General features: G+C 54.4%; 17 protein-coding genes, 5 tRNA genes and 2 other RNA genes. 5 read left to right on the forward strand and 19 right to left on the reverse strand.

Annotation, left to right across the window (positions count from 1 at the left end; translation table 11 throughout):
• Positions 1-64: 64 nt before the first annotated feature.
• The 6 genes from uvrD to lptM all read right to left on the reverse strand — a co-directional run bounded on the left by uvrD (position 65) and on the right by lptM (position 5685).
• Positions 65-2227 (reverse strand): DNA helicase II, encoded by a 2163-nt coding sequence (gene uvrD, locus F3J28_RS21145; RefSeq protein WP_008455510.1) that lies wholly within the window; start codon positions 2225-2227, stop codon positions 65-67.
• A 69-nt stretch (positions 2228-2296) separates the two neighbouring features.
• Complete coding sequence (gene yigB / locus F3J28_RS21150) at positions 2297-3013, reverse strand: 5-amino-6-(5-phospho-D-ribitylamino)uracil phosphatase YigB (RefSeq protein ID WP_166879518.1); 717 nt, start codon at positions 3011-3013, stop codon at positions 2297-2299.
• The gene (xerC, locus tag F3J28_RS21155) at positions 3013-3918 is read right to left on the reverse strand and encodes a tyrosine recombinase XerC (RefSeq protein ID WP_166879521.1); all 906 of its coding nucleotides are present in this window, start codon (positions 3916-3918) and stop codon (positions 3013-3015) included. The genes yigB and xerC overlap by 1 nt, the downstream gene beginning before the upstream one ends.
• Positions 3915-4619, reverse strand: coding sequence for a DUF484 domain-containing protein (locus tag F3J28_RS21160; RefSeq protein ID WP_166879524.1), 705 nt, complete (start codon positions 4617-4619; stop codon positions 3915-3917). Before F3J28_RS21160 ends, xerC begins: the two co-directional genes overlap by 4 nt.
• Entirely contained in the window at positions 4616-5440 is an 825-nt protein-coding gene (gene dapF / locus F3J28_RS21165; RefSeq protein WP_008455518.1) for a diaminopimelate epimerase, read from the reverse strand. Before dapF ends, F3J28_RS21160 begins: the two co-directional genes overlap by 4 nt.
• A gap of 38 nt (positions 5441-5478) precedes the next feature.
• Positions 5479-5685 carry an LPS translocon maturation chaperone LptM gene (lptM, locus tag F3J28_RS21170; protein WP_008455520.1) on the reverse strand — a complete coding sequence of 69 codons (207 nt, stop codon included), beginning with the start codon at positions 5683-5685 and terminating at the stop codon, positions 5479-5481.
• Positions 5686-5969: 284 nt separating this feature from the next.
• On the opposite strand from lptM, the gene cyaY reads away from it, so the two are divergent.
• On the forward strand, positions 5970-6290 hold the full coding sequence (cyaY, locus tag F3J28_RS21175) for an iron donor protein CyaY (RefSeq protein WP_008455522.1): 321 nt from the start codon (positions 5970-5972) through the stop codon (positions 6288-6290).
• On the opposite strand, the gene cyaA is transcribed toward cyaY, so the two are convergent.
• Complete coding sequence (cyaA, locus tag F3J28_RS21180; protein ID WP_166879527.1) at positions 6291-8840, reverse strand: class I adenylate cyclase; 2550 nt, start codon at positions 8838-8840, stop codon at positions 6291-6293.
• Positions 8841-9127: 287 nt separating this feature from the next.
• Here cyaA and hemC point away from each other — a divergent pair, with 287 nt between their 5' ends.
• Genes hemC through hemY form a run of 4 tightly spaced genes read left to right on the forward strand, consistent with a single transcriptional unit; the run spans position 9128 to position 13214 of the window.
• A complete protein-coding gene (gene hemC, locus F3J28_RS21185; protein WP_166879529.1) occupies positions 9128-10069 on the forward strand; it encodes a hydroxymethylbilane synthase in 942 nt (313 codons plus the stop codon).
• Positions 10066-10812: a uroporphyrinogen-III synthase gene (hemD, locus tag F3J28_RS21190; RefSeq protein ID WP_166879533.1), complete on the forward strand. Its 747-nt coding sequence runs from the start codon at positions 10066-10068 to the stop codon at positions 10810-10812. The genes hemC and hemD overlap by 4 nt, the downstream gene beginning before the upstream one ends.
• 18 nt (positions 10813-10830) lie before the next feature.
• Positions 10831-12015 (forward strand): uroporphyrinogen-III C-methyltransferase, encoded by a 1185-nt coding sequence (gene hemX / locus F3J28_RS21195; RefSeq protein WP_166879535.1) that lies wholly within the window; start codon positions 10831-10833, stop codon positions 12013-12015.
• Between the two features lie 2 nt (positions 12016-12017).
• Positions 12018-13214: a protoheme IX biogenesis protein HemY gene (gene hemY, locus F3J28_RS21200; RefSeq protein ID WP_166879538.1), complete on the forward strand. Its 1197-nt coding sequence runs from the start codon at positions 12018-12020 to the stop codon at positions 13212-13214.
• A 698-nt stretch (positions 13215-13912) separates the two neighbouring features.
• Here hemY and F3J28_RS21205 read toward each other — a convergent pair.
• The 12 genes from F3J28_RS21205 to wzxE form a co-directional block, all read right to left on the reverse strand.
• A non-coding RNA gene (locus tag F3J28_RS21205) (RtT sRNA) lies at positions 13913-14026 on the reverse strand.
• Positions 14027-14060: 34 nt separating this feature from the next.
• Positions 14061-14174: non-coding RNA, RtT sRNA (locus F3J28_RS21210), on the reverse strand.
• Between the two features lie 34 nt (positions 14175-14208).
• A tRNA-Pro gene (locus tag F3J28_RS21215) sits at positions 14209-14285 on the reverse strand.
• Between the two features lie 95 nt (positions 14286-14380).
• Positions 14381-14457: transfer RNA gene (locus tag F3J28_RS21220), tRNA-Pro, on the reverse strand.
• A gap of 33 nt (positions 14458-14490) precedes the next feature.
• Positions 14491-14577, reverse strand: a tRNA-Leu gene (locus tag F3J28_RS21225).
• Between the two features lie 15 nt (positions 14578-14592).
• Positions 14593-14668, reverse strand: a tRNA-His gene (locus F3J28_RS21230).
• A 60-nt stretch (positions 14669-14728) separates the two neighbouring features.
• Positions 14729-14805 (reverse strand) — tRNA-Arg (locus tag F3J28_RS21235).
• Between the two features lie 114 nt (positions 14806-14919).
• Positions 14920-16305, reverse strand: coding sequence for a bifunctional threonine/serine APC transporter ThrP (thrP, locus tag F3J28_RS21240; RefSeq protein WP_166879541.1), 1386 nt, complete (start codon positions 16303-16305; stop codon positions 14920-14922).
• Positions 16306-16561: 256 nt separating this feature from the next.
• Positions 16562-17302: a lipopolysaccharide N-acetylmannosaminouronosyltransferase gene (gene wecG, locus F3J28_RS21245; RefSeq protein ID WP_166879544.1), complete on the reverse strand. Its 741-nt coding sequence runs from the start codon at positions 17300-17302 to the stop codon at positions 16562-16564.
• Between the two features lie 11 nt (positions 17303-17313).
• Positions 17314-18669: an ECA oligosaccharide polymerase gene (wzyE, locus tag F3J28_RS21250; RefSeq protein WP_166879546.1), complete on the reverse strand. Its 1356-nt coding sequence runs from the start codon at positions 18667-18669 to the stop codon at positions 17314-17316.
• Positions 18666-19745 (reverse strand): TDP-N-acetylfucosamine:lipid II N-acetylfucosaminyltransferase, encoded by a 1080-nt coding sequence (locus F3J28_RS21255; RefSeq protein WP_166879549.1) that lies wholly within the window; start codon positions 19743-19745, stop codon positions 18666-18668. Before F3J28_RS21255 ends, wzyE begins: the two co-directional genes overlap by 4 nt.
• Complete coding sequence (gene wzxE / locus F3J28_RS21260) at positions 19742-20992, reverse strand: lipid III flippase WzxE (protein ID WP_166879552.1); 1251 nt, start codon at positions 20990-20992, stop codon at positions 19742-19744. The genes F3J28_RS21255 and wzxE overlap by 4 nt, the downstream gene beginning before the upstream one ends.
• Between the last annotated feature and the right edge of the window lies 1 nt (position 20993).

Consider the following 20993-nt stretch of genomic DNA (forward strand, 5'->3'; position numbering starts at 1 on the left):
AGTTCATGCCAGTGACATATTAAGGGTAGCCCACACACTAAAAATTGTAATTAATTTCTGTAGGTTACACGGTTTCCAGGCGCGCATAAGCGGCAACTAACCACTTGATTCCCTGCCCCTGGAATGCCACCTGCAGGCGGCTGTGCTCCCCGCTGCCTTCCAGGTTCACAATAGTCCCTTCGCCGAACTTAGGATGACGCACGCGCTGCCCCAGGCTAAAGCCAGAATCGTTCTGGGCGAGAGGAGTACCCATCCGCTGATGGCTGACCGGACGGCTGATACTTGCGCGCAGGCGTACTTCTTCCACGCAGTTTTCGGGCAGCTCGCCGATAAAGCGAGACGGACGATGGTAGGCTTCTTTCCCGTACAGGCGGCGCGTTTCCGCATAGGTCAACGTCAGCTTTTGCATTGCGCGGGTTACGCCCACGTAGGCCAGACGGCGCTCTTCTTCCAGGCGCCCACCCTCGTCGAGGGACATCTGGCTCGGGAACATGCCTTCTTCCATCCCCACGATAAACACCTGCGGGAACTCCAGACCTTTGGCTGAGTGCAACGTCATGAGTTGCACGGCATCCTGCCAGGTATCTGCCTGGCCTTCCCCCGCTTCCAGCGCGGCATGGGAGAGAAAAGCCTGCAGCGGCATCAGATCTTCGTCTTCGTCGTTGTAGCTGAACTGGCGCGTGGCCGTCACCAGCTCTTCTAAGTTCTCAATTCGGGTCTGGCCTTTCTCGCCTTTTTCCTGCTCATACATGATGAACAGGCCTGAATCTTTAATTACCCGGTCGGTCTGGACGTGCAGCGGCATATCCGCAGTTTCATGGGCGAGCGCGTCAATCAGCTCCATAAAGCGCTGCAACGCAGAGGCAGCACGGCCAGCTAGCGCTTTTTCCTGCAGCAGCAGGCGGCAAGATTGCCACAGCGTTAGCTGCTGGTCACGCGCGGTCTGTCGCACGACGTCGAGCGTGCGGTCACCGATACCGCGGGTTGGCGTATTCACCACGCGTTCAAAGGCTGCATCGTCGTTGCGGTTGGCCATCAGGCGTAGATAGGAGAGCGCGTCTTTGATTTCCTGACGTTCGAAGAAGCGCATCCCGCCGTAAATACGGTACGGCATACTGCCCTGCAGCAGCGCCTCTTCCAGCACGCGCGACTGGGCGTTGCTGCGGTACAGAATGGCACATTGCTCCAGCGCACCGCCGTTTTCCTGCCAGGTTTTAATGCGGTTAACCACGAAACGGGCTTCGTCCAGTTCGTTGAAAGCGCAATAGATTGAGATAGGTTCGCCGTCGCTGCCGTCGGTCCACAGCTCTTTACCAAGGCGGCCAGAGTTATTGGCAATCAGGGCGTTGGCCGCGTTCAGAATGTTGTTCGTCGAGCGGTAGTTTTGCTCCAGACGAATCGTTTGTGCCCCCGGGAAGTCATTCAGGAAGCGCTGGATATTTTCAACCTGCGCCCCGCGCCAGCCGTAGATCGACTGATCATCATCGCCGACGATCATCACTTTACCGGTGTCCCCGGCCAGCAGGCGGATCCACGCATACTGAATGCTGTTGGTATCCTGGAATTCGTCCACCAGGATGTTGGTGAAGCGCTCGCGATAGTGATTCAGGATATGTGGCTTATTCAGCCACAGTTCGTGGGCGCGCAGCAACAGCTCAGCAAAATCCACCAGCCCGGCGCGGTCGCAGGCTTCCTGATAGGCCTGGTATACCTTCTGCCAGGTTTGCTCCACCGGGTTACCGTAGCTTTCAACGTGATGCGGGCGCAGACCTTCGTCTTTTTTGCCGTTGATGTACCACATCGCCTGGCGCGGCGGCCACTGCTTCTCGTCCAGGTTCATCGCTTTAATCAGGCGCTTCAGCAGGCGCAGTTGATCTTCGCTGTCGAGGATTTGAAAGTCCTGCGGCAGATTGGCGTCCATATGGTGCGCGCGCAGCAGACGGTGCGCCAGGCCGTGGAAGGTACCTACCCACATCCCGCCCTGGCTGGTGCCCATCAGCTGGCCGATACGATGGCGCATTTCCGCCGCCGCTTTGTTGGTAAAGGTCACCGCCATGATCGAGTACGGCGAACAGTTTTCGACCGTCATCAACCACGCAATACGGTGCACAAGCACACGTGTCTTACCACTGCCCGCCCCGGCCAGCACCAGCATATTGCTGCGCGTGGCGGCAACCGCTTCGCGCTGTTTGTCGTTGAGGCTGTCGAGCAGGTAAGAAACGTCCATTGGCACCGCCGAAAAAGAGAAAGAGTTGGCTCAGCCAACTACTGGTGATTTGTACAGAGTTACTGTTGATTATATCAGCGCGAAAAGGGATGCCAACCGCGAAATCTCCAGATGCGGTAATAAACGGCTGTCATCTATACGCATCAGGTCGCCTTCGCGCAGGTTAATCCAGCAGGCTTGCATTCCGCAGCGCACGGCACCCGCCACGTCGGTGGTCAGGTCATCGCCAACATGCAGGATTTGCTCCAGCGGCACACCTAAACGCTGGGCAGCGGTATGATACATATCGCTGAAAGGTTTAGCCCGCCCATCCGGCCCGGCCCGCAGAATGAATTCGAAGTAGTTATCCAGCCCGAACAGGTGCGGCTCTGCGTTACCGTTGGTGATCGCCACCAGCGGCCATTTTTTAGCAAGCTTTGCCAGCGTGTCGTGCGTTTCCTGTGGGATGTCGATGCGGCTGCGCCATTTTGCGAAGTTCTCCATGGCGGCACCGGCACCGGTAAAGGCCTCTTCCGGGCTAAGCCCGGCATCTATCATCATTTGCTCGACGGCGCGACGGCGCCACTCGGTGACATCATGATAAATTTCCGGTTCTTTCACGCGCAGCGTCTCACGGCTGCGATGAAAATCCAGGGCGGTAAACGCGCTGAGCTTTGGGTGATAATTCTGCACAAAGGCCAGCGACTCCTGAGTGGTGCGCAGGATCACCGGATGGTTATCATAAAGCGTATCGTCGAGATCGAAGGTCAGGGCGGCAATTTGCCCGAGTGGGCGGTAAAAATGCATTACGTTTTCCCCCGTTTGGCGCGTGGATGCGCGGCATCATACACCGAGGCTAAATGTTGAAAGTCGAGATGGGTATAGATTTGCGTAGTGGACAGGTTGGCGTGCCCAAGCAGTTCCTGAACGCCGCGCAAATCGCCGCTGGATTCCAGCATGTGCGTGGCAAACGAGTGACGCAGCTTATGGGGATGCACATGGCTGCTTAGCCCCTGCTTGATACCCCATTCGCCAAACCGCTTTTGCACGTTGCGGGCGGATATTCGCTTCCCCGTTTTAGCCAGAAATAACGCATCGTCGTCCGGGCCAAAAAGTTCGCGCAAATCCAGCCAGTGTTCAACCCAGGTCACTGCGCTCCGGCCAACGGGTACGCGGCGCTCTTTGCTCCCTTTCCCCATCACCCAGACCTCTCCGGTAGAAAGATCTATATGACCACAGTTCATATTCACCAGTTCGGAAAGACGCAGGCCAGCGCCGTACATCACTTCCAGCATTGCCCGATCGCGCACCGCCAGCGGATCGTTCAGATCGATATCCAGCAGATGATTCACATCATCGACTTCGATGTTTTTAGGCAAATGCCGACCGGCTTTTGGCGTGGTGATGCCTTTGGCAGGATTCGCTTTCAGCTCTCCCTGGCTAACCATCCAGTCAAAAAAGCTGCGTAGTGCCGAAAGTCTCAACGCGAGGCTGGAGGCCTGTAGGTCTGCCCTGCGGCTACGCACGGCCAGTGAGCGCACGGCGGCGGCATCGCATTGCTGCCAACTGGTGAGCTTCATCTCTTCGGCAATGTGAATAATCGCCGTGAGCTGGCGCTGGTAGTTCAGGAGAGTGAGCGGGCTGAGCTGACGCTCAACCTTGAGGTATCGCAGAAAACCATCAACGTGAGATGTTAATACGGAAGTGGTCATGCCCGTTCAATCCAACGCTCCAGCAAGTCTGGCAGCATCAGCGCCAGCTCGTGCAGCAGCTGAGTGCCCTGCCCCTGTTGATAATGTTGCGGGTCGCGGCTGCTGAACAACAGAACGCCAAGATCGCCCTCGTTGCCCATCAGCGACAGGGCAACGGAACCAATGGCTTTTGCCTGCGGCAAGACCAACAAAAGTTCCGGGCCATTAAGCGGGCCGAGGTAGTGCTGGCTTTCGCCAAGACGCTGAATACGCAGCGGCTCAAAAGCCTGGCGGTTCAGCGCGAGATGCGTGAAGTCTGACGGAGCGCCGATACGCCAGCGGTCAGCAAAAAGCCGGATGTTCGCCCCGGCAAGACCCATGTCCCGCGCCCAGCGATGCAGCCGGTTCAGCATTTCCTGCAGGCTGGAAGCCGAAGCCAGCCGCCCCTGAAGCTTCAGTAGCCGATAGAACAGACCTTCGTTGGCGCTCGCCTGCTCCATCAGCAGCGTCATGTTCTCTTCGAGGTGGTTGATGTGGTTACGGCTGCGGGCCATATGCCACTCCACCAGCGAAACGCTGCCGCGCACCGGGTGAGGAACATGCATGCTCTCCACCTGGTGGGCATTGCGAATAAAGAAATCAGGGTTGCGCTGTAAGTATTCGGCAACCGCGACATCGTTAAGCTCAAGAAGGGCTTCTTGCTGTTCCTCGGCATTCTTCATAGATGTATAAATCCATCATAGACGTGGGCCGCCGGGCCGGTCATGTAAAGCGGTGACCCTGGCCCTTTCCAGGCGATATCAAGACGGCCACCAGGCAGCTCGACGCGCACCTGCTCCGCCAGTAATCCTTGCTGAATACCAACCGCCACTGCGCCACAGGCGCCGCTGCCGCAGGCTTGAGTTTCGCCCGCACCGCGTTCGTAAACGCGCAGGCGGATGTGTTCGCGGCTCACCACCTGCATGAAGCCGATGTTGGCTCGCTCAGGGAAGCGTTCATGGCTTTCCATCACTGGGCCCAGGCTTTCAACCGCGGCGGTTTCGATGTCATCGACCTGAATAACGCAATGCGGGTTACCCATTGAAACGACGCCGCACATAATCGTTTGTTCGGCGGCACGCATAATATAGGTCTTTTCTGCTTTGTTTGCCCGAAACGGTACCTGGGAAGGATCGAAGTTAGGCTCGCCCATATTGACGCGAACCATCTCATCTTCCGTCACGCTCAGTACCATTCTGCCATTGGCGGTACTGACGCGAATTTCACGCTTATTGGTTAGCCCTTTCAGGCGCACAAAGCGGGCAAAACAGCGCGCGCCGTTACCACACTGGGAAACTTCACTGCCATCGGCGTTAAAGATCCGGTAATGAAAGTCGAGATCGGGATCGTAGGGAGGCTCAACGATCAGCAACTGATCGAAGCCAACGCCAAGATGACGATCCGCAAGCCGACGGATCAGCTCCGGAGAGAAATAAACATTCTGCGTCACCGCGTCGACGACCATAAAGTCATTACCAAGGCCATGCATTTTAGAGAACTGCATCTTCTGCTCCATTAGCGCGGTTACAAAGCACGATTTAGCTAGTAAACAACCTGAGTCGGCGCATCATCAATGCCGCGACTGTTGCGGACGGGTGCCGTCTGGACAGGTTGTTCTGGGGTTGCGCTATGCGTTGTCGGCGTCGCTTTTTTATCAGCCGGAGGGAAATAAAGAGGCCCCTTCAGGCCGCAGCCGGTGAGGCTGACGAGCGTCAGTGCCAAAGCTAGAGGGCAGAAAATCTTCTTCATTATCGGGTAGCCTGTGATTCACTATTCTGCCGTCTATCATCGCAGGTGAACCCTGAAAAGCAATACTCTTCATCACCCAGACCGCTGAAAATCACCTGGCAGCAAATCGGGCAAGAAAATAATCGCTGCTACCTGGCCCCTTCTCATCGCTGACGCAGGTTGTCTTTCAAAAGGTGGCACAGATAAAACGGATGAGTATTACGGCCCTGAATGATCCCTGAGCCGCAGTTTCTAATTACCGGCGATGCTCTTATACTGCCCTGAAATCCCAACAGGAAGCAGACATGAACGACAGCGAATTTCACCTTTTAGCCGATAACCTGTGGCGCACGATTGAAGAGCGCCTGGACGACTGGGACGGCGATAGCGATATTGATTGTGAGATCAACGGTGGCGTGCTGACCATCAGCTTTGAAAACGGCAGCAAAATCATTATCAACCGCCAGGAGCCTTTGCATCAGGTGTGGCTGGCCACCAAAAGCGGCGGCTACCATTTCAACCTGAAAGGTGACGAATGGATATGCGACCGTAGCGGCGCAGAGTTTTGGCAGTTGCTGGAAGAAGCCAGCACGCAGCAGGCAGGTGAAGCGGTTAGCTTCCGCTGATTACGGCTGGTACTGCTGCAGCAGCGGCGCTGAGTTGTCGTCCTGATTAACCGGCGCGGCTGTTGTGATTGACTGGGTGCGGAACGGAATGACCTGCACCCGCCCATCCGTTTTCACAATCTGATAGAACTGCGGCAGGTTGAAGTTGATGAAGCTTGAGCCGTAGGTAAAACGATCGTGGGACGAGGAGTAGAAGCGGCTCACGTCGCGCACCAGCTCTTCTTTGCTGCCTTCGCAATGATGATAAACTTCCGCCCGGTTGCTTTCATCCAGGATATAGATGTTGAAGCCCTGGTCTTCACTGGCTTCTTCAAAGAAGAACTGAATAATCCCTTCACTGGCAAAGCCATCCACCACCGCCGGCAACTGTACCTGGTTAGTGCCAACCTGCACCGACAGGCCATGCAGCTTGTTGTGCGAGATGGCACCATAAAACTCAACGGCGTTTTCCAGTTTTTGTACCGAGACATTCAAACGCTCGAAGAACAGGCCCCATGTCTGCCCGGAGACGCGCAGTGCTTTAAAGCGGCCCGGCTCCTGGCGCGTGCTGGAAAGGCGGAATTCGATGCATTCAGACACCAACTGCTGTACACGAGTGCGGATCAGGCCACGCAAATGCTGGCTGTAGCAGAAGACTTCCACGCTATCCGGCGGTGCGGCGTCCTGGTGCATTTTCCCAAGAATGGTTTTCAATGCCTCGATCATCGCCTGCTCGCCGTTAAAGTGCAGGGTACGCACTTCGTTCCACGAATTGCGATACAGCAGGTCAACGCTGCCAATCAGGCACTGCTGCTGCTCGCCGAAGCTGAACACATCCAGCTTACGGAAATCGAAATGTACAACCTGATTGCGGAAGGCGGCCGTCGGGTCGTATTCAAGGTTGACGATAATCGCCAGATGGCGAATCTCGCACGGGCTATACAACGCTTTTGGCGTCGGTGCCGGGAGCCGCAGCGGGAAGTGATGGGAGACATCCGCCACCATCTCCTGCAGCTTCGGTAAATCACAAATACCGTTGCCCTTAATAAACAGGCGGGTACGCGAGGTCAGCAGGCCGTTAAAGTAGGCCCACGCCACCAGCTTATTAAGATAACGGTTATATTCCAGCGGTTGATGGCTGACGATAGAGTCCATGTTCGGCGCGCGATTGTAGAGATACCAGCCAGAGCGGTTCGCACGGCCAAGCGGCACATGGATAAAGGTCAGGTTCGGTTCAGACAGATCCGGGGAAATCTGCGGGTTTACCAGCGTGACTTTGCCCGGCAGCGCTTCAAACGCAGCATACAGCTTACGCGTTAACACGCCGATGTCCTGCGGGCTGGCAGAAACACTCAGGTTGTTGCGGCGCGCAAAGCGGATCAGATTGCGGTAGCTTTGCATCATCGCGTCGAGCAGTTCGTTGTGCGCCTCGCGGACCTGGTCGATTTTCCAGTTTGCACGGTTGTCCAGCATCGCCAGACGCGCTTCGTCCCAGCCCCAGCTCTTCACCAGTTGACTAAGGACTTCACGGCGCCAGCCAACACAGGCACGCTCACGTGAAAGTTTTTCGCAAACTTTCAGATAGAAACAGCGGCGAACCAGGTCCAGACGCGCATGATCTTCGATTTGCGTCAGGTACTCGGTGACGCGTTCCAGCATCATGCAGTACGGATCGAGGCCAAAGGAGACAATTTCGCCGTCGTGCAGGCGCTGTTTAATGTCTTTTGCCAGCAGGCGCGTGTTCGGATATTCCCAGGAATACGCCTCCAGCAGCAGCGTTTTCAGCACAGCTTTATACGGCGAGTCGATGCTTTTATAGAGCTGCCACAGGCTGGCACCAAAGTACTCTTCAGCAGACAGTGAACTTAATCCACCGAGATCTAGCCACTCGTTCGGCGTCAGGACACCCTGCGCATAGAGGCTCATCACGTAATCGTCGTAATGCTCTTCTTCATCGCCCGGCACCATGTTCCACAGAATGCGCTTCCCGGCCAGACGTACCGCAGTACGGTAAAATTCGTCCAGCAGCAAGATATGCTGGGTAGAACCGCAGTCTTCGCCGCCCAGGCTGCCGCTTTCGTTGTGGCGGAAGCGGTTTTCATCAATCAGGAAGAAACTGACCTCAACGCCAAGGGAAGCCGCCCAGCTTTCCAGCAGGCTACATTTGCGCTGCAGCAGTTGGCGCTCGTCGTTATCGAGCCAGGCCTGGTGGCAAACCCAGATATCAAGGTCAGAAGAGCAGCTTTGCCCCACGGAGGAGGTGCTGCCCATAGAATAGAGGCCGGTGATCGGCAGTTCGCCCGCTGGCGTCTCCTGAGGCGGCATACCGCGCTGCAGTTCGAGTTCGTCCAGGTAGTGGCGTTGGGTTTCATCAGGCGTGTAGAGGCAAATGCCGCGGGGAACGTTACCGTCAAGGTAACCCGGCATCAGCGGGTGATGATAATGTAATAACGTTGGCAGTAGACTGTAGACCTGTTGGAAGGCAGGCCCCATAGCAGCAAGCGCACGATCTACGCGCAGTTGGTTAATGGCATCCAGTCTCTGTTTAAGTGTCTCAATATAGAGGTACAAGACGTATCGCCTGATGGTTTCAGTATTACGAAAAAACCCGTTTCCTGGTTGTTGTCCCCTTTATTATAAACGATCGGGACAGCAATTGCTGGAAACGTGATCAATTTAACACCTTGCCTGTTGACCGTAAAGAAAGATGCGCTACCAAAGTGGTAGATGCCCTGGCCACAGGCTGTTTCTTCCATAATACGAATCACGTCCCTCTGTTGCCGGAAAAACCGCCGAACCTGACAGCCTTCCGCTAAGAGTGGTAGGATGGTCAGTGGACGATAATTACGGTAACAAGCATGTTAGACAATATACTCAGAATTGCCACTCGCCAAAGTCCCCTTGCACTCTGGCAAGCACATTATGTTAAGCAACGTCTTGAAGCTTTTCACCCGCAGCTCACCGTTGAGCTAGTGCCAATGGTCACCCGTGGCGACGTCCTGCTGGATACACCGCTTGCCAAAGTCGGCGGCAAAGGGCTGTTCGTTAAAGAGCTGGAGCTGGCAATGCTGGACGGGCGCGCGGACATCGCCGTCCATTCCCTGAAAGATGTGCCGGTGGAATTCCCTGAAGGTCTGGGGCTGGTCACCATCTGCGAGCGCGACGATCCCCGCGACGCTTTTGTTTCCAATCATTATCAAACGCTGGAGGAGTTGCCTGCCGGCAGCATTGTGGGCACCTCAAGCCTGCGCCGTCAGTGTCAGATAGCCGAGCAGCGTCCAGATCTGGTGATTCGTTCCCTGCGCGGCAATCTTGGCACCCGCCTTGGTAAACTGGATAAAGGCGAATACGATGCCATTATTCTTGCCGTTGCCGGGCTAAACCGCCTTGAGATGCAGGATCGCATTCGCTACGCCTTACCGCCGGAAGTGTCTTTACCCGCGGTCGGCCAGGGCGCCGTCGGCATCGAATGTCGCCTGGACGATGAACGCACCAAAGCACTGCTCGCACCGTTGAATCACCATGAAACCGCCGTTCGCGTTAGCGCCGAACGTGCGATGAATATGCGCCTTGAAGGTGGCTGTCAGGTGCCGATCGGCAGCTATGCAGAGCTGAAAGATAACGAGCTTTGGCTGCGCGCATTAGTTGGCGCGCCGGACGGTTCCATTATGGTTCGTGGTGAACGTCGAGGTAAGCCAGAAGATGCCGTGGCGATGGGTGTTTCACTGGCTGAAGAGCTGTTGAATAACGGCGCCAGGGAAATCCTCGCCGACGTTTATGATGGAGACGCTCCCGCATGACGATCCTCGTCACCCGCCCCTCCCCAGCCGGGGAAGAGTTAGTGAGCCGACTGCGCACACTCGGGCAGGTGGCTTACAGCTTCCCGCTTATCGAGTTCTCGCCCGGCCGGCAACTATCACAGCTTCCGGCCCAGCTTGCGGCGCTCGCGCCAGGCGATCTGGTCTTTGTCCTCTCACAGCACGTTATTGACTATGCCGCCCCACTTTTGCGCCGTAACGGCATCCCGTGGCCGGGCAATCTCAGTTGGTTCGCTATCGGCAGGACTACCGCACTGGCTTTTCATACCGTCAGCCATATTCCGATTCGCTATCCACAAGATCGGGAAACCAGCGAAATCTTGCTACAATTACCGGAATTACAAAATGTTGCTGGTAAGCGCGCATTGATTTTACGTGGTAATGGCGGGCGTGAACTGTTGGGCGAAACGCTGGAAGCGCGAGGTGCAGAAGTTAGCTTCTGCGAATGCTATCAGCGAAGCGCTATTATTTACGATGGAACAGAAGAAGCCCACCGTTGGCACGCCCGGAGGATCTCAACGCTGGTCGTGACCAGCGGCGAAATGCTACAGCAGCTTTATACGCTTACGCCTGACTGGTATCGCGAGAACTGGTTACTTCGCTGTGAGTTACTTGTTGTCAGCGAGCGTTTGGCAAGCCTTGCCAGGACATTGGGTTGGCAGAATATTCGGGTCGCCGCGAATGCGGACAATGACGCGCTGCTTCGTGCGTTACAACACACCTAACAATAACAGGACGCCACAATGACGGAACAAAATACTTCCTCCGCCATAGTTGAGGAAACCACACCCGCGGCGGAGACGCCATCACACGCTGAGCCCGTGACGAAGAAAAATCGTTCCGGTATTGCCGGTATTGCGCTGGGGGCCATCGCGATTGCCATTGCCCTGGCATTAGGTGGCGGACTTTATAGCTATGGTAAGCATCAGGCGTCCACTCAGACGGCCACCAGCGATGCGCTGGCAAATCAGCTGATTGCCCTGCAAAAACAGCAAGAAGAACAAAAAAGTGAATTTGAAGCGGCGCTAAAACAGCAGACGACCGCACTTAGCGACGCCAACAAACAGCAGGCAGCGCTGGCACGTCATCTGGACGAAGTGCAGCAAAAAGTCGCGACTATTTCCGGTAGCGATTCCAAAACCTGGCTGCTTGCACAGGCCGATTTCCTTGTGAAACTGGCCGGCCGCAAGCTGTGGAGCGATCAGGATGTCACCACGGCCGCTGCGCTATTGAAAAGCGCTGACGCCAGCCTGGCAGATATGAACGATCCAAGTTTGATCACCGCTCGCCGCGCACTGACCGACGATATTTCTACGCTGTCTACGGTAACACAGGTCGACTACGACGGGATTATCCTCAAGCTAAATCAGCTCTCTAACGGCCTGGATAATTTGCGTCTGGCCGACAACGACAGCGATGATTCCCCAATGGATTCTGACAGCAGCGAGCTGTCAGGTACGATTACCGAATGGCGCCAAAATCTGGTGAAAAGCTGGCACAGCTTTATGGATAGCTTTATTACTATCCGCCGCCGCGATGAAACCGCGGTTCCGCTCCTGGCGCCGAATCAGGATATCTACCTGCGCGAAAACATCCGCTCCCGCCTGCTAGTCGCCGCGCAGGCGGTGCCACGCCATCAGGAAGACACTTACAAGCAGGCGCTGGATAACGTTTCAACGTGGGTTCGCGCCTACTACGACACCAATGATTCCGCCACCAAAGCGTTCCTTGAAGAGCTTGATGGCCTGAGCCAGCAAAGTATTCATATGGATATTCCGCAAACGCTGCAAAGCCAGGCCCTGCTTGAAAAGCTGATGCAGACTCGGGTTCGCAATTTGCTTGCTCAGCCGGCAAGTCCTGCTGCCAATAATGCGCAGCCTGAAGCGGCCCCCGCTCAGCCGGCACCCGCCGTAAGTCAGGGGGAATAAATATGATTAAAGTCTTATTGCTCTTCCTGCTGCTGATTGCGGGCATCGTGCTGGGCCCAATGCTGGCAGGCCATCAGGGCTATGTTTTAATCCAGACCGATAACTACAACATTGAAACCAGCGTGACCGGGTTAGTCATTATTCTGATCCTGACCATGCTGGTGTTGTTCGCTATCGAATGGGTATTGCGCCGCATTTTCCGTACCGGTGCCCGTACCCGTGGGTGGTTCCTGGGCCGCAAGCGCAGCCGCGCCCGCAAGCAGACCAAAGCCGCATTGTTGAAACTGGCCGAAGGCGATTATCAGCAGGTTGAGAAGCTGATGAGTAAGAATGCCGATCACGCCGAACAGCCGGTGGTTAACTACTTGCTGGCTGCTGAAGCCGCCCAGCAACGCGGGGATGAAATTCGTGCGAACCAGCATTTAGAGCGCGCCGCCGAACTGGCGGATAACGATCAGCTCCCGGTCGAAATCACTCGCGTTCGCCTGCAGCTTGCCCGTAATGAAAACCACGCCGCACGCCACGGCATTGATAAGCTTCTGGAAATAGCGCCGCGCCATCCTGAAGTGCTTCGCCTGGCCGAGCAAGCTTACCTGCGAACCGGCGCATGGAGTTCCCTGCTGGATATTCTGCCGGCCATGGAAAAAGTGCAGATTGGGGATGAAGCCCACCGCGATGCGCTGCAACAGCAGGCGTGGATCGGCCTTATGGATCAGGCGATGGCCGGACAGGGTAACGAAGGCCTCAAAGCCTGGTGGCGTAATCAAAGCCGTAAAACGCGCCACCAGACCACGCTGCAGGTCGCCATGGCAGAGCATCTTATTGAGTGCGATGATCACGACGCCGCCCAGGAGATCATCCTTGACGGGCTGAAGCGCCAGTATGACGATCGTCTGGTATTGCTGATGCCGCGTCTGAAGTCAGGTAACCCAGAGCAGTTAGAGAAAGCATTGCGCCAGCAGATCAAAACGCAAGGCGATCGCCCTTTACTGCAGAGTACGCTTGGCCAGCTGCTGATGAAACATGGTGAATGGCAGCAGGCATGTGATGCATTCCGTGAGGCCATTAAACAGCGCCCGGATGCCTACGATTACGCCTGGCTGGCAGACTCTCTCGACAAATTACATAAGCCTGAAGAAGCCGCCCTCATGCGTCGTGACGGTCTGTTGCTCACGCTGCAAACTCCCTCTAACAGCTGATCATCAGGGCGGAGCTCTACCGCCCTTTTCTTTTTCCCACGCAAAAAAAAACACCTGCCGCAAGGCAGGTGTTAAAACAGGTCTGTTTGACAACTAAGTGGTGCTTCACTCAACGTTATGTCCAGGGTGTTCGATGAGACCCCATGGGGGCGACATCTGTCGGTGGACGATAAGCACCGTAATCAGCTCTGCGTCATTCCTTGGTTTATGAAGCCGAAGCAAACATAAGAAGTGGAATGAGCATCTACGCAGGTATTATTGCACAATACATGCCAGGTTTGCATTTAGAAACGCACATCACGATTAACATTAATATTTTCATAGAATTAGCGTAAGAAAGCGCTCCACCTCAGCCTTCCCAGCTTACTTTCGTCAGAAGAAATAAAATGTCTCCTCCAGGAGACGGCTTATGGAGGTAAAAATTAAATGCAATAAAAACAAAATCTTAAATGTCTCCATTTGGCGACACGAAATAACCTGATTGTCTCACCTGAGCGACAACATCAGAGAACAGGTGCATATAATCCCAGGCAAAGGGCGCCACCAACGGTGATTAACGAGAGAGAATTAATTCCTTGAAGGGCGTTGCAGATGCATCGTTGTCTCGCTTAACCTGGCTCAAACCTCCTTCGGAGGTTCTCATCCTCTGTAAGCTTCAGATGCAAAAAGGCCAGCTCGAAAGCTGGCCTTTTTTAAAGTGGTCGGCGAGAGAGGATTATTCCCCTAAGGGCCGTTGCTGAAGCAACGTTGTCTCGCTACGCTCGGCTCAAACCTCCTTCGGAGGTTCTCATCCTCTGTAAGCCTCAGATGCAAAAAGGCCAGCTCGAAAGCTGGCCTTTTCTAAGGTGGTCGGCGAGAGAGGATTATTCCCCTAAGGGCCGTTGCTGAAGCAACGTTGTCTCGCTACGCTCGGCTCAAACCTCCTTCGGAGGTTCTCATCCTCTGTAAGCCTCAGATGCAAAAAGGCCAGCTCGAAAGCTGGCCTTTTCTAAGGTGGTCGGCGAGAGAGGATTCGAACCTCCGACCCACTGGTCCCAAACCAGTTGCGCTACCAAGCTGCGCTACTCGCCGAAATACTGCTTTTACTGCTGCTTTCAACACATCAAAAGCTTATTAGGGCTCCGGGCTGAAAGCAAAAACCCTTCTTCAGAAGGGCTTTTAAAATTTGGTCGGCGAGAGAGGATTCGAACCTCCGACCCACTGGTCCCAAACCAGTTGCGCTACCAAGCTGCGCTACTCGCCGAAATACTGCTTTTACTGCTGATTAATTTAGGTGTGGTGCGAAGAGAGGGACTTGAACCCTCACGTCCGTAAGAACACTAACACCTGAAGCTAGCGCGTCTACCAATTCCGCCACCTTCGCATACATCTAAATTAATGGGGTGGCTAATGGGACTCGAACCCACGACAACTGGAATCACAATCCAGGGCTCTACCAACTGAGCTATAGCCACCACTGTAAAACTTTCACGCGGTACATGATACCACCGCAGCTCTAGCGCCATTATAATAAATGGTGCGCCCGACAGGATTCGAACCTGAGACCTCTGCCTCCGGAGGGCAGCGCTCTATCCAGCTGAGCTACGGGCGCGTAGCGCCGTTGCGGGGTCGGATAATACGGGCTTCGTGCTCAGCTGTCTAGTGCTTATTTCAATAAAATACTCGCAAAACTGCGCGTTTGGTTATGCTTTGTGCATCCTGATGCTTATCCGTTCAGTTTTTCACTAACGGCGTGCTTATTCAGGCCAAACACCTTATAAACCAACGTCACCGCAGCCAGGAAAACAACGCCGACCGTCAGCGACATCCGCGTATCTTCATTCAAGCCCATCCCCACAAGCACACACGCCAGAAACGCCATGGTCAGGTAGTTAGCCCACGGGAATAAAATAGATCGGAACGGGTGGCTGGCAATGGCTTCCCGGTGCGCTTTACGGAATCGAATCTGGCTAATCAGGATCACAAACCACGGCACCATGCCCGGTAATACGCTAGCGCTGTAGACATACACGAAAACGCGCTGCGGATTTGGAATGATGTAATTCAGACAAGAACCGAGCAGCAGAATACCGATAGAAACAGCTACCCCAACGACAGGCACGCCGCTACGGGAAACCTTCGCCATTTTGGCCGGGAGCTGGCGGTTTTTCGCCAGGGCATACAGCATACGCCCACAGCTGTACATACCGCTGTTACAGCCAGACAATGCCGCCGTCAAAACAACAAAGTTAATAATCCCTGCCGCCGCGGTGATGCCTATTTTCGCGAAGGTCAGTACAAACGGGCTACCTGTCGTGCCAATTTGGTTCCATGGGAAAATAGTGACGATAACGAAAATCGCGCCCACATAGAAAATCAGAATACGCCACAGCACTTTCCCTACGGCACTGCGTAAGGTGACCTGCGGGTTCTTAGCTTCGCCGGCGGTAATACCAATTAACTCCACGCCCTGATAGGAAGCCACAACAATACACAACGCGGTCAGGAATCCTTTCCAGCCGCCAGCAAAGAAGCCGCCGTGCTCTGTAAGGTTGCTAAAGCCAGTCGCCTGACCATGATTTCCAAAACCGAAAAAGATAACGCCCAGGCCAACGACAATCATCACGATGATGGTTGTCACTTTAATCATTGCAAACCAGAACTCGATTTCCCCGTAAAGGCGCACTGCCGCAAGGTTTGCCAGCGTCACAAGTCCTACGGCAAAAATGGCGGGCAGCCACTGAGGAAGATCCGGGAACCAGTATTGGACGTAGACGCCAATCGCTGTAATTTCGGAGATGCCAACCGCCATCCACATAAACCAGTAGGACCAGGCCGTCAGATAGCCGAAGAAGGGGCTCATATAGCGGTGCGCATAGACGGCAAACGACCCGGCTACGGGTTCAAGGAACAACATTTCTCCCATTGAACGCATAATAAAGAACACGAACAGGCCCGCAATAATGTACGCCAGCAGTACCGACGGTCCGGCCCATTTTAGGGTACTGGCGGCGCCCATAAACAGGCCAACACCAATGGTCCCTCCCAGGGCGATAAGTTCGATGTGTCGAGCTTCCAGCCCGCGCTGCAGCTCTGCTTTTTTCTCTGCCATAAATCCTCTGTATTGTGTTTGCTTTACTCCGGTTTTTACCGGTTATTGTGTTTGGTTGTTGCCAGGGTCAATAACAGGCCATGCAGCGTCGGCAAGAGATTTGCTGGCGCAACATCACTACGGCACTGCATCGAGTGGGCGCAATGGTTCCGTATTTTTTACAAAATTACAAATAACTGCGTAACAAACTGGAATAAGTCTGGTTGAAAATCATGCAGGGAAAGCAAAACGCGCCCGGATGAGCGCGTTGAAAGGTTTAAAGCTTACCGGTCAGATGCCAGCGCTGATAGCGCAGCAGTCTGAGCTGTCTTTTGATTCTCGTTGGCTGGGATAACAGCCGGTATAACCACTCCAGTCCGAATTTTTGCCAAACCTTAGGCGCCCGCTTTACTCGCCCGGTAAATACGTCATATGTTCCACCCACGCCCATATAAAGCGCATTGGGATGTACCTTCCGGCACGCCTGCATGAGGATCTCCTGACGCGGCGAGCCCATCGCGACGGTAACAAGTTCCGCCCCACTGTCACGAATGCGCTCAAACAAGGCTGGCCGCTGCGCATCGGTAAAATAACCGTCCTGGCTGCCGACAATATTGACCTGCCAAAGCTGCCGTAGCTTAGCTTCGGTCTGCGCAAGAACGTCGGGCTGGCCGCCCACCAAAAATACCGGGGTCCCTTCCTGACCCGCCCGCACCATCAAGGCTTCCCACAGATCGGCCCCCGCTACGCGATTAACCACAGCTTCAGGGTATTTTTTCCGGATGGAGCGAACGACGCTGATGCCGTCGGCGTATTTGTATTCCGCTGCCGCAATAAGGCCGCGAGTTTGCTCATCGTCTTCTGCCGTCAGCACTTTTTCAGCATTAATCGCCACTAACGTCCCCTGGCGCAATCGCCCCCCCGCATAGAGATAATCCAGCGCATGCTGCATATCTCGCCATCCCAACAGGTCAAGACCACGAAGAGTATAAAAAGGGGCTTCAGTAGAGTTGTTCATGAATATCCTTGTCATGCATTTTGCGCGTCGACTGTGGACACGCGGCGCAAGCGCTCATGAATAAGCCCCGCGCTTTCAAATAGCCAATAAAGTAATTTTGCCACGACCAGGCAGGCACCAAAGATGACCAGGAAGAACACCACGCGTGAAACAAAAGAGTCCAGCCCCTCACGAGCCAGAACGATCATATTGAAAATCGCCCCGAAGCAGAACGCATAGATTATTGCCGCTTTATAGCGATTACTTTCTCTGTTCGCCAGCTCGTACAGCCAGTCAAACCATTTGATAATCAAGCCGACGACAACTGCCCCGAGTGGGATAAACCACACGCCGCCCATCACCACCAGTGAGCCGATCAACGTTGGGGAAATGGCCAACCCCGAATGGTTGTTCAGTACCTGCCAGGTGAAATAGTTCGCGGTATTCAGCACCGTACCAGGACGATCTGGCCAGACCCAACTGGGGATAAATACGTAGAAATCCCGAATAATAGGTGCGAGCCCCTGGAATTCAATCTTGTCGTAATTTTGCAGCAAGAGACCCAGATTCTCCCACGGAGAGAACGTATCTCGGGTCAAATAAAGGAAGGTATAAAACGCTTCGTCACCGCTGACGTTCAGGCCATAGCGCTTAAGCGCCAGCCAGAACATCCCGACGATCCCTAGCACACCCGCCACCGCCAGCATCCAGAGAGAGATCCATCCGCGAATAATGCCGATAAACAAGAAGATGGCGAAGGCGATGATGATGTTGGCACGCGTCCCGCCGACAATCATGTACGTTAACAGGCCGAAACCCACAGTACTGACCAGGAAGAAAATCCAGGCCCGGCTGTCCTGACGCAGGAAGTACACCACCAGCATGGCTGGTATAAAGAAATAGAAGAAGCGCTTAAGCGCTACGCCTGATACTTCACTGGAGAAAATTTGGCTGTAAGAATGCAGCTTAAACAACAGGAAGCCGTTATGGGCAAAGAAGATCCCGACGCTGAGCAGAGCCACTAACACCAGCATCAGCCACGTCAGGTGCGTCTCAACGCGATTCATGGTAAATAGCGGACGCCGCTCCATGTGCCCTGCCTTCGCCCTAAGCCGCGTTTTATAGGTCACATAGTAAATACCATAGAAACATGCCGCCGCGAGCTGAGCCTGCAACAGCACGTCCGCGGGCACCACCGATACCCCAAAACGAAACACCAGGGTACAGGTAAACGGAAAGCCGAAGAAAAAGGTCAACAGGTAAAGCAGTGAAAAGAAGACGTTGAAGTTAAAGCGCACGCGGCGAAACTCTTGATACGTCAACAATCCGATAAACCCGACCGACAGGAACCAGACAACAAATAACCCGCCAAATTGCGTCAGACTCATTTTTGCTCTCCAGCCGCGGTGCTAAGCGCGCGATGCCACCCATAGATATAGTTCGGGTTAAAGAAAGCGATGCTTTGTTTATCCAGTAAGCGTAGCTGGCGCTGAGCTTCCCGCACAGTCGCCTCATCCAGGATATCTCCGGTAAAGAGCACCGGAATATGCTGCTCAACCATGTCTTGCCAGAAAGGATTTTTCCGGTTCAGCACGCAGGGGATCCCGGCCTGAATCAGTAAGCAAAGTGTGCCGATACCCTGCTGGCGTGCAAAGATAAAATAGCCGAGATCGCACTGACGCAGCAGAGTGAGGTAATCATTGAATTCGATTTTTTCCGTCAGCACGTCAAGGTTTTCCGGGCTAAATAAACCGCCGCCAGCCTGCTTTACCTCTGCAATATAAGCTTCGTTATTTGTCGGGTATCCCATCGGCACAACAATGCGCACCGTGTCGCCAAATTGCTGATGAATAGCCTTCAGTGCATCAACATGCTGGTTACTGCGGTCACCAGAGTTACCCACGAGTAACGTCAACTTCCCGCTGCGTTCCCGATCAACAGCCATTGTATTGAGGCCAGGATCCATACGCGTTGGGAAATACAGCAGCTCGCCAGGCACCTGTGGGTGCCGCTGGTGAAAATAGCTTAAATCCCCACGCGTGGCGTAAACGCACCCAACTCGCCCTTGGGCAAAACGGCGTAACTGGTAAAAAAGCCGAAATTTGATGCTGCGTGAAACCTCATAAAGATCGGCTCCCCAGATATGCCAGTTCACCTGCTCCGGCTTTAGTCCCCCGGTTAGCAAGGCAATCCAAAGGCTGCCGTTAAACTGCCCGTGAAAAAAGAAACGCTGCTGTCGGTTAGCTCGAGCTTTTGCCACAATTTCTGCGGCAATAGCCTGCTTTGAAGGGCATAGAGAGATCGACAGCGCCGGAAAAGCGGACAGCAAAGAGCGATCCTCTGAAACCACGATAAATTCTCGTGCATGAGGCGTCGTGGCGGCCAGAACGTCGTTAAAAAAACGTAATACCGTCTGATTATGATGCGGGATATCAGATCCCAATACGTGAATCAGTGTTGTCATGCTCGTCTACGATAAATAAGAAATACGCCACAGCAGAGCGCAAAATAAACAATATAGGTCGCCATATAAGCCTGAGCCGCGCCCAGCGCACCATGAGCAGGTATTAACCAACGCGAAAAGCCGGTTAACAGCATAAACTGGCTGATTTCAGTCAAAATATAAAAGCGCAGTGACGCCTTCGCGATAACCAAATAGCCAAACACATAGGCGCCTACCTTCAGCACATCCCCCACCAGCTGCCAGGCAAACAAATCACGCATGGCGATAAATTTTGGCGAAAACAGTAGCCAGATGGCGAAATCACGCAGCAGCCAGACTGTCAGACTTGCGGTTGCCACGGCGGGCAGAACAAACTTTAGCGAGCGCACAATTTCACGCGTGATGGCGCTTTTTTCTTTCAGACGAGCAAGCGTTGGCAACAGGTAAACGCTAAAAGATGCCGTAATAAACTGCAGATAAGCATCTGAAATACTGCTTACCCCTTGCCAGATACCGACTTCGTCCCAACTGTAATGTTCCGCCAGCAGGTTTCGCATCATCACATAGGCCACGGGGAGCGTGACTGAGGTGATCAGCGCCATGAGCGTAAACTTACCAAGATGGCTGGCCAGCAGCTTATCCCAGCTTGGTATCAAATAGCCCAGCGGAACATGTTCACGCCTGACCAGCATAAGCACCGCAGGAACGACGACCAGAGCGGGGACCAACGCGAGACCTAACAGCGCCCCCTGGTAACCACCGAAGCGATAGCAAGCATAATAAGCCAGCACGCCAACAACGCTGCCTGTAATTAACGCAAGTGCGTTACCCGCCGCATCACGAAACCCCTTCATAATGGCCAGCGACAGGTTTGCCCAGGCAATGCCCATCTGGACCAGTGCCACCAGACGCACCAGGTTCTGGTAGTCCGCATGACCAAACAATCCGAGGCTTATCGGCTCCGCGGCCAGAACGAAGATCACGGCCAGCAGCGACGAAAAACCCAACACCATCGCCGAGGAGGTGCCAAGTACCCGCTTTAACTGCTCCGGATTGTCATGATGTTCAGCAACGTATTTGGTGACACCGTTAAAAATACCCGCACCAGCGAGCACGCCAAGCACGGTCACCATCTGACGAAAATTACCGGCCAACCCCACCCCAGAAGGGCCAAAGGCAACGGCCAGCATTTTGACCACCAGCAAACCGGCACCAATTTTTACCAGCGTGGACCCGGCGGTCCACAGTGACGCTTTAGCTAACGACATC

This window comes from Enterobacter sp. Ap-1006 (assembly GCF_011752835.1).
Classification (GTDB): Bacteria; Pseudomonadota; Gammaproteobacteria; order Enterobacterales; family Enterobacteriaceae; genus Cedecea.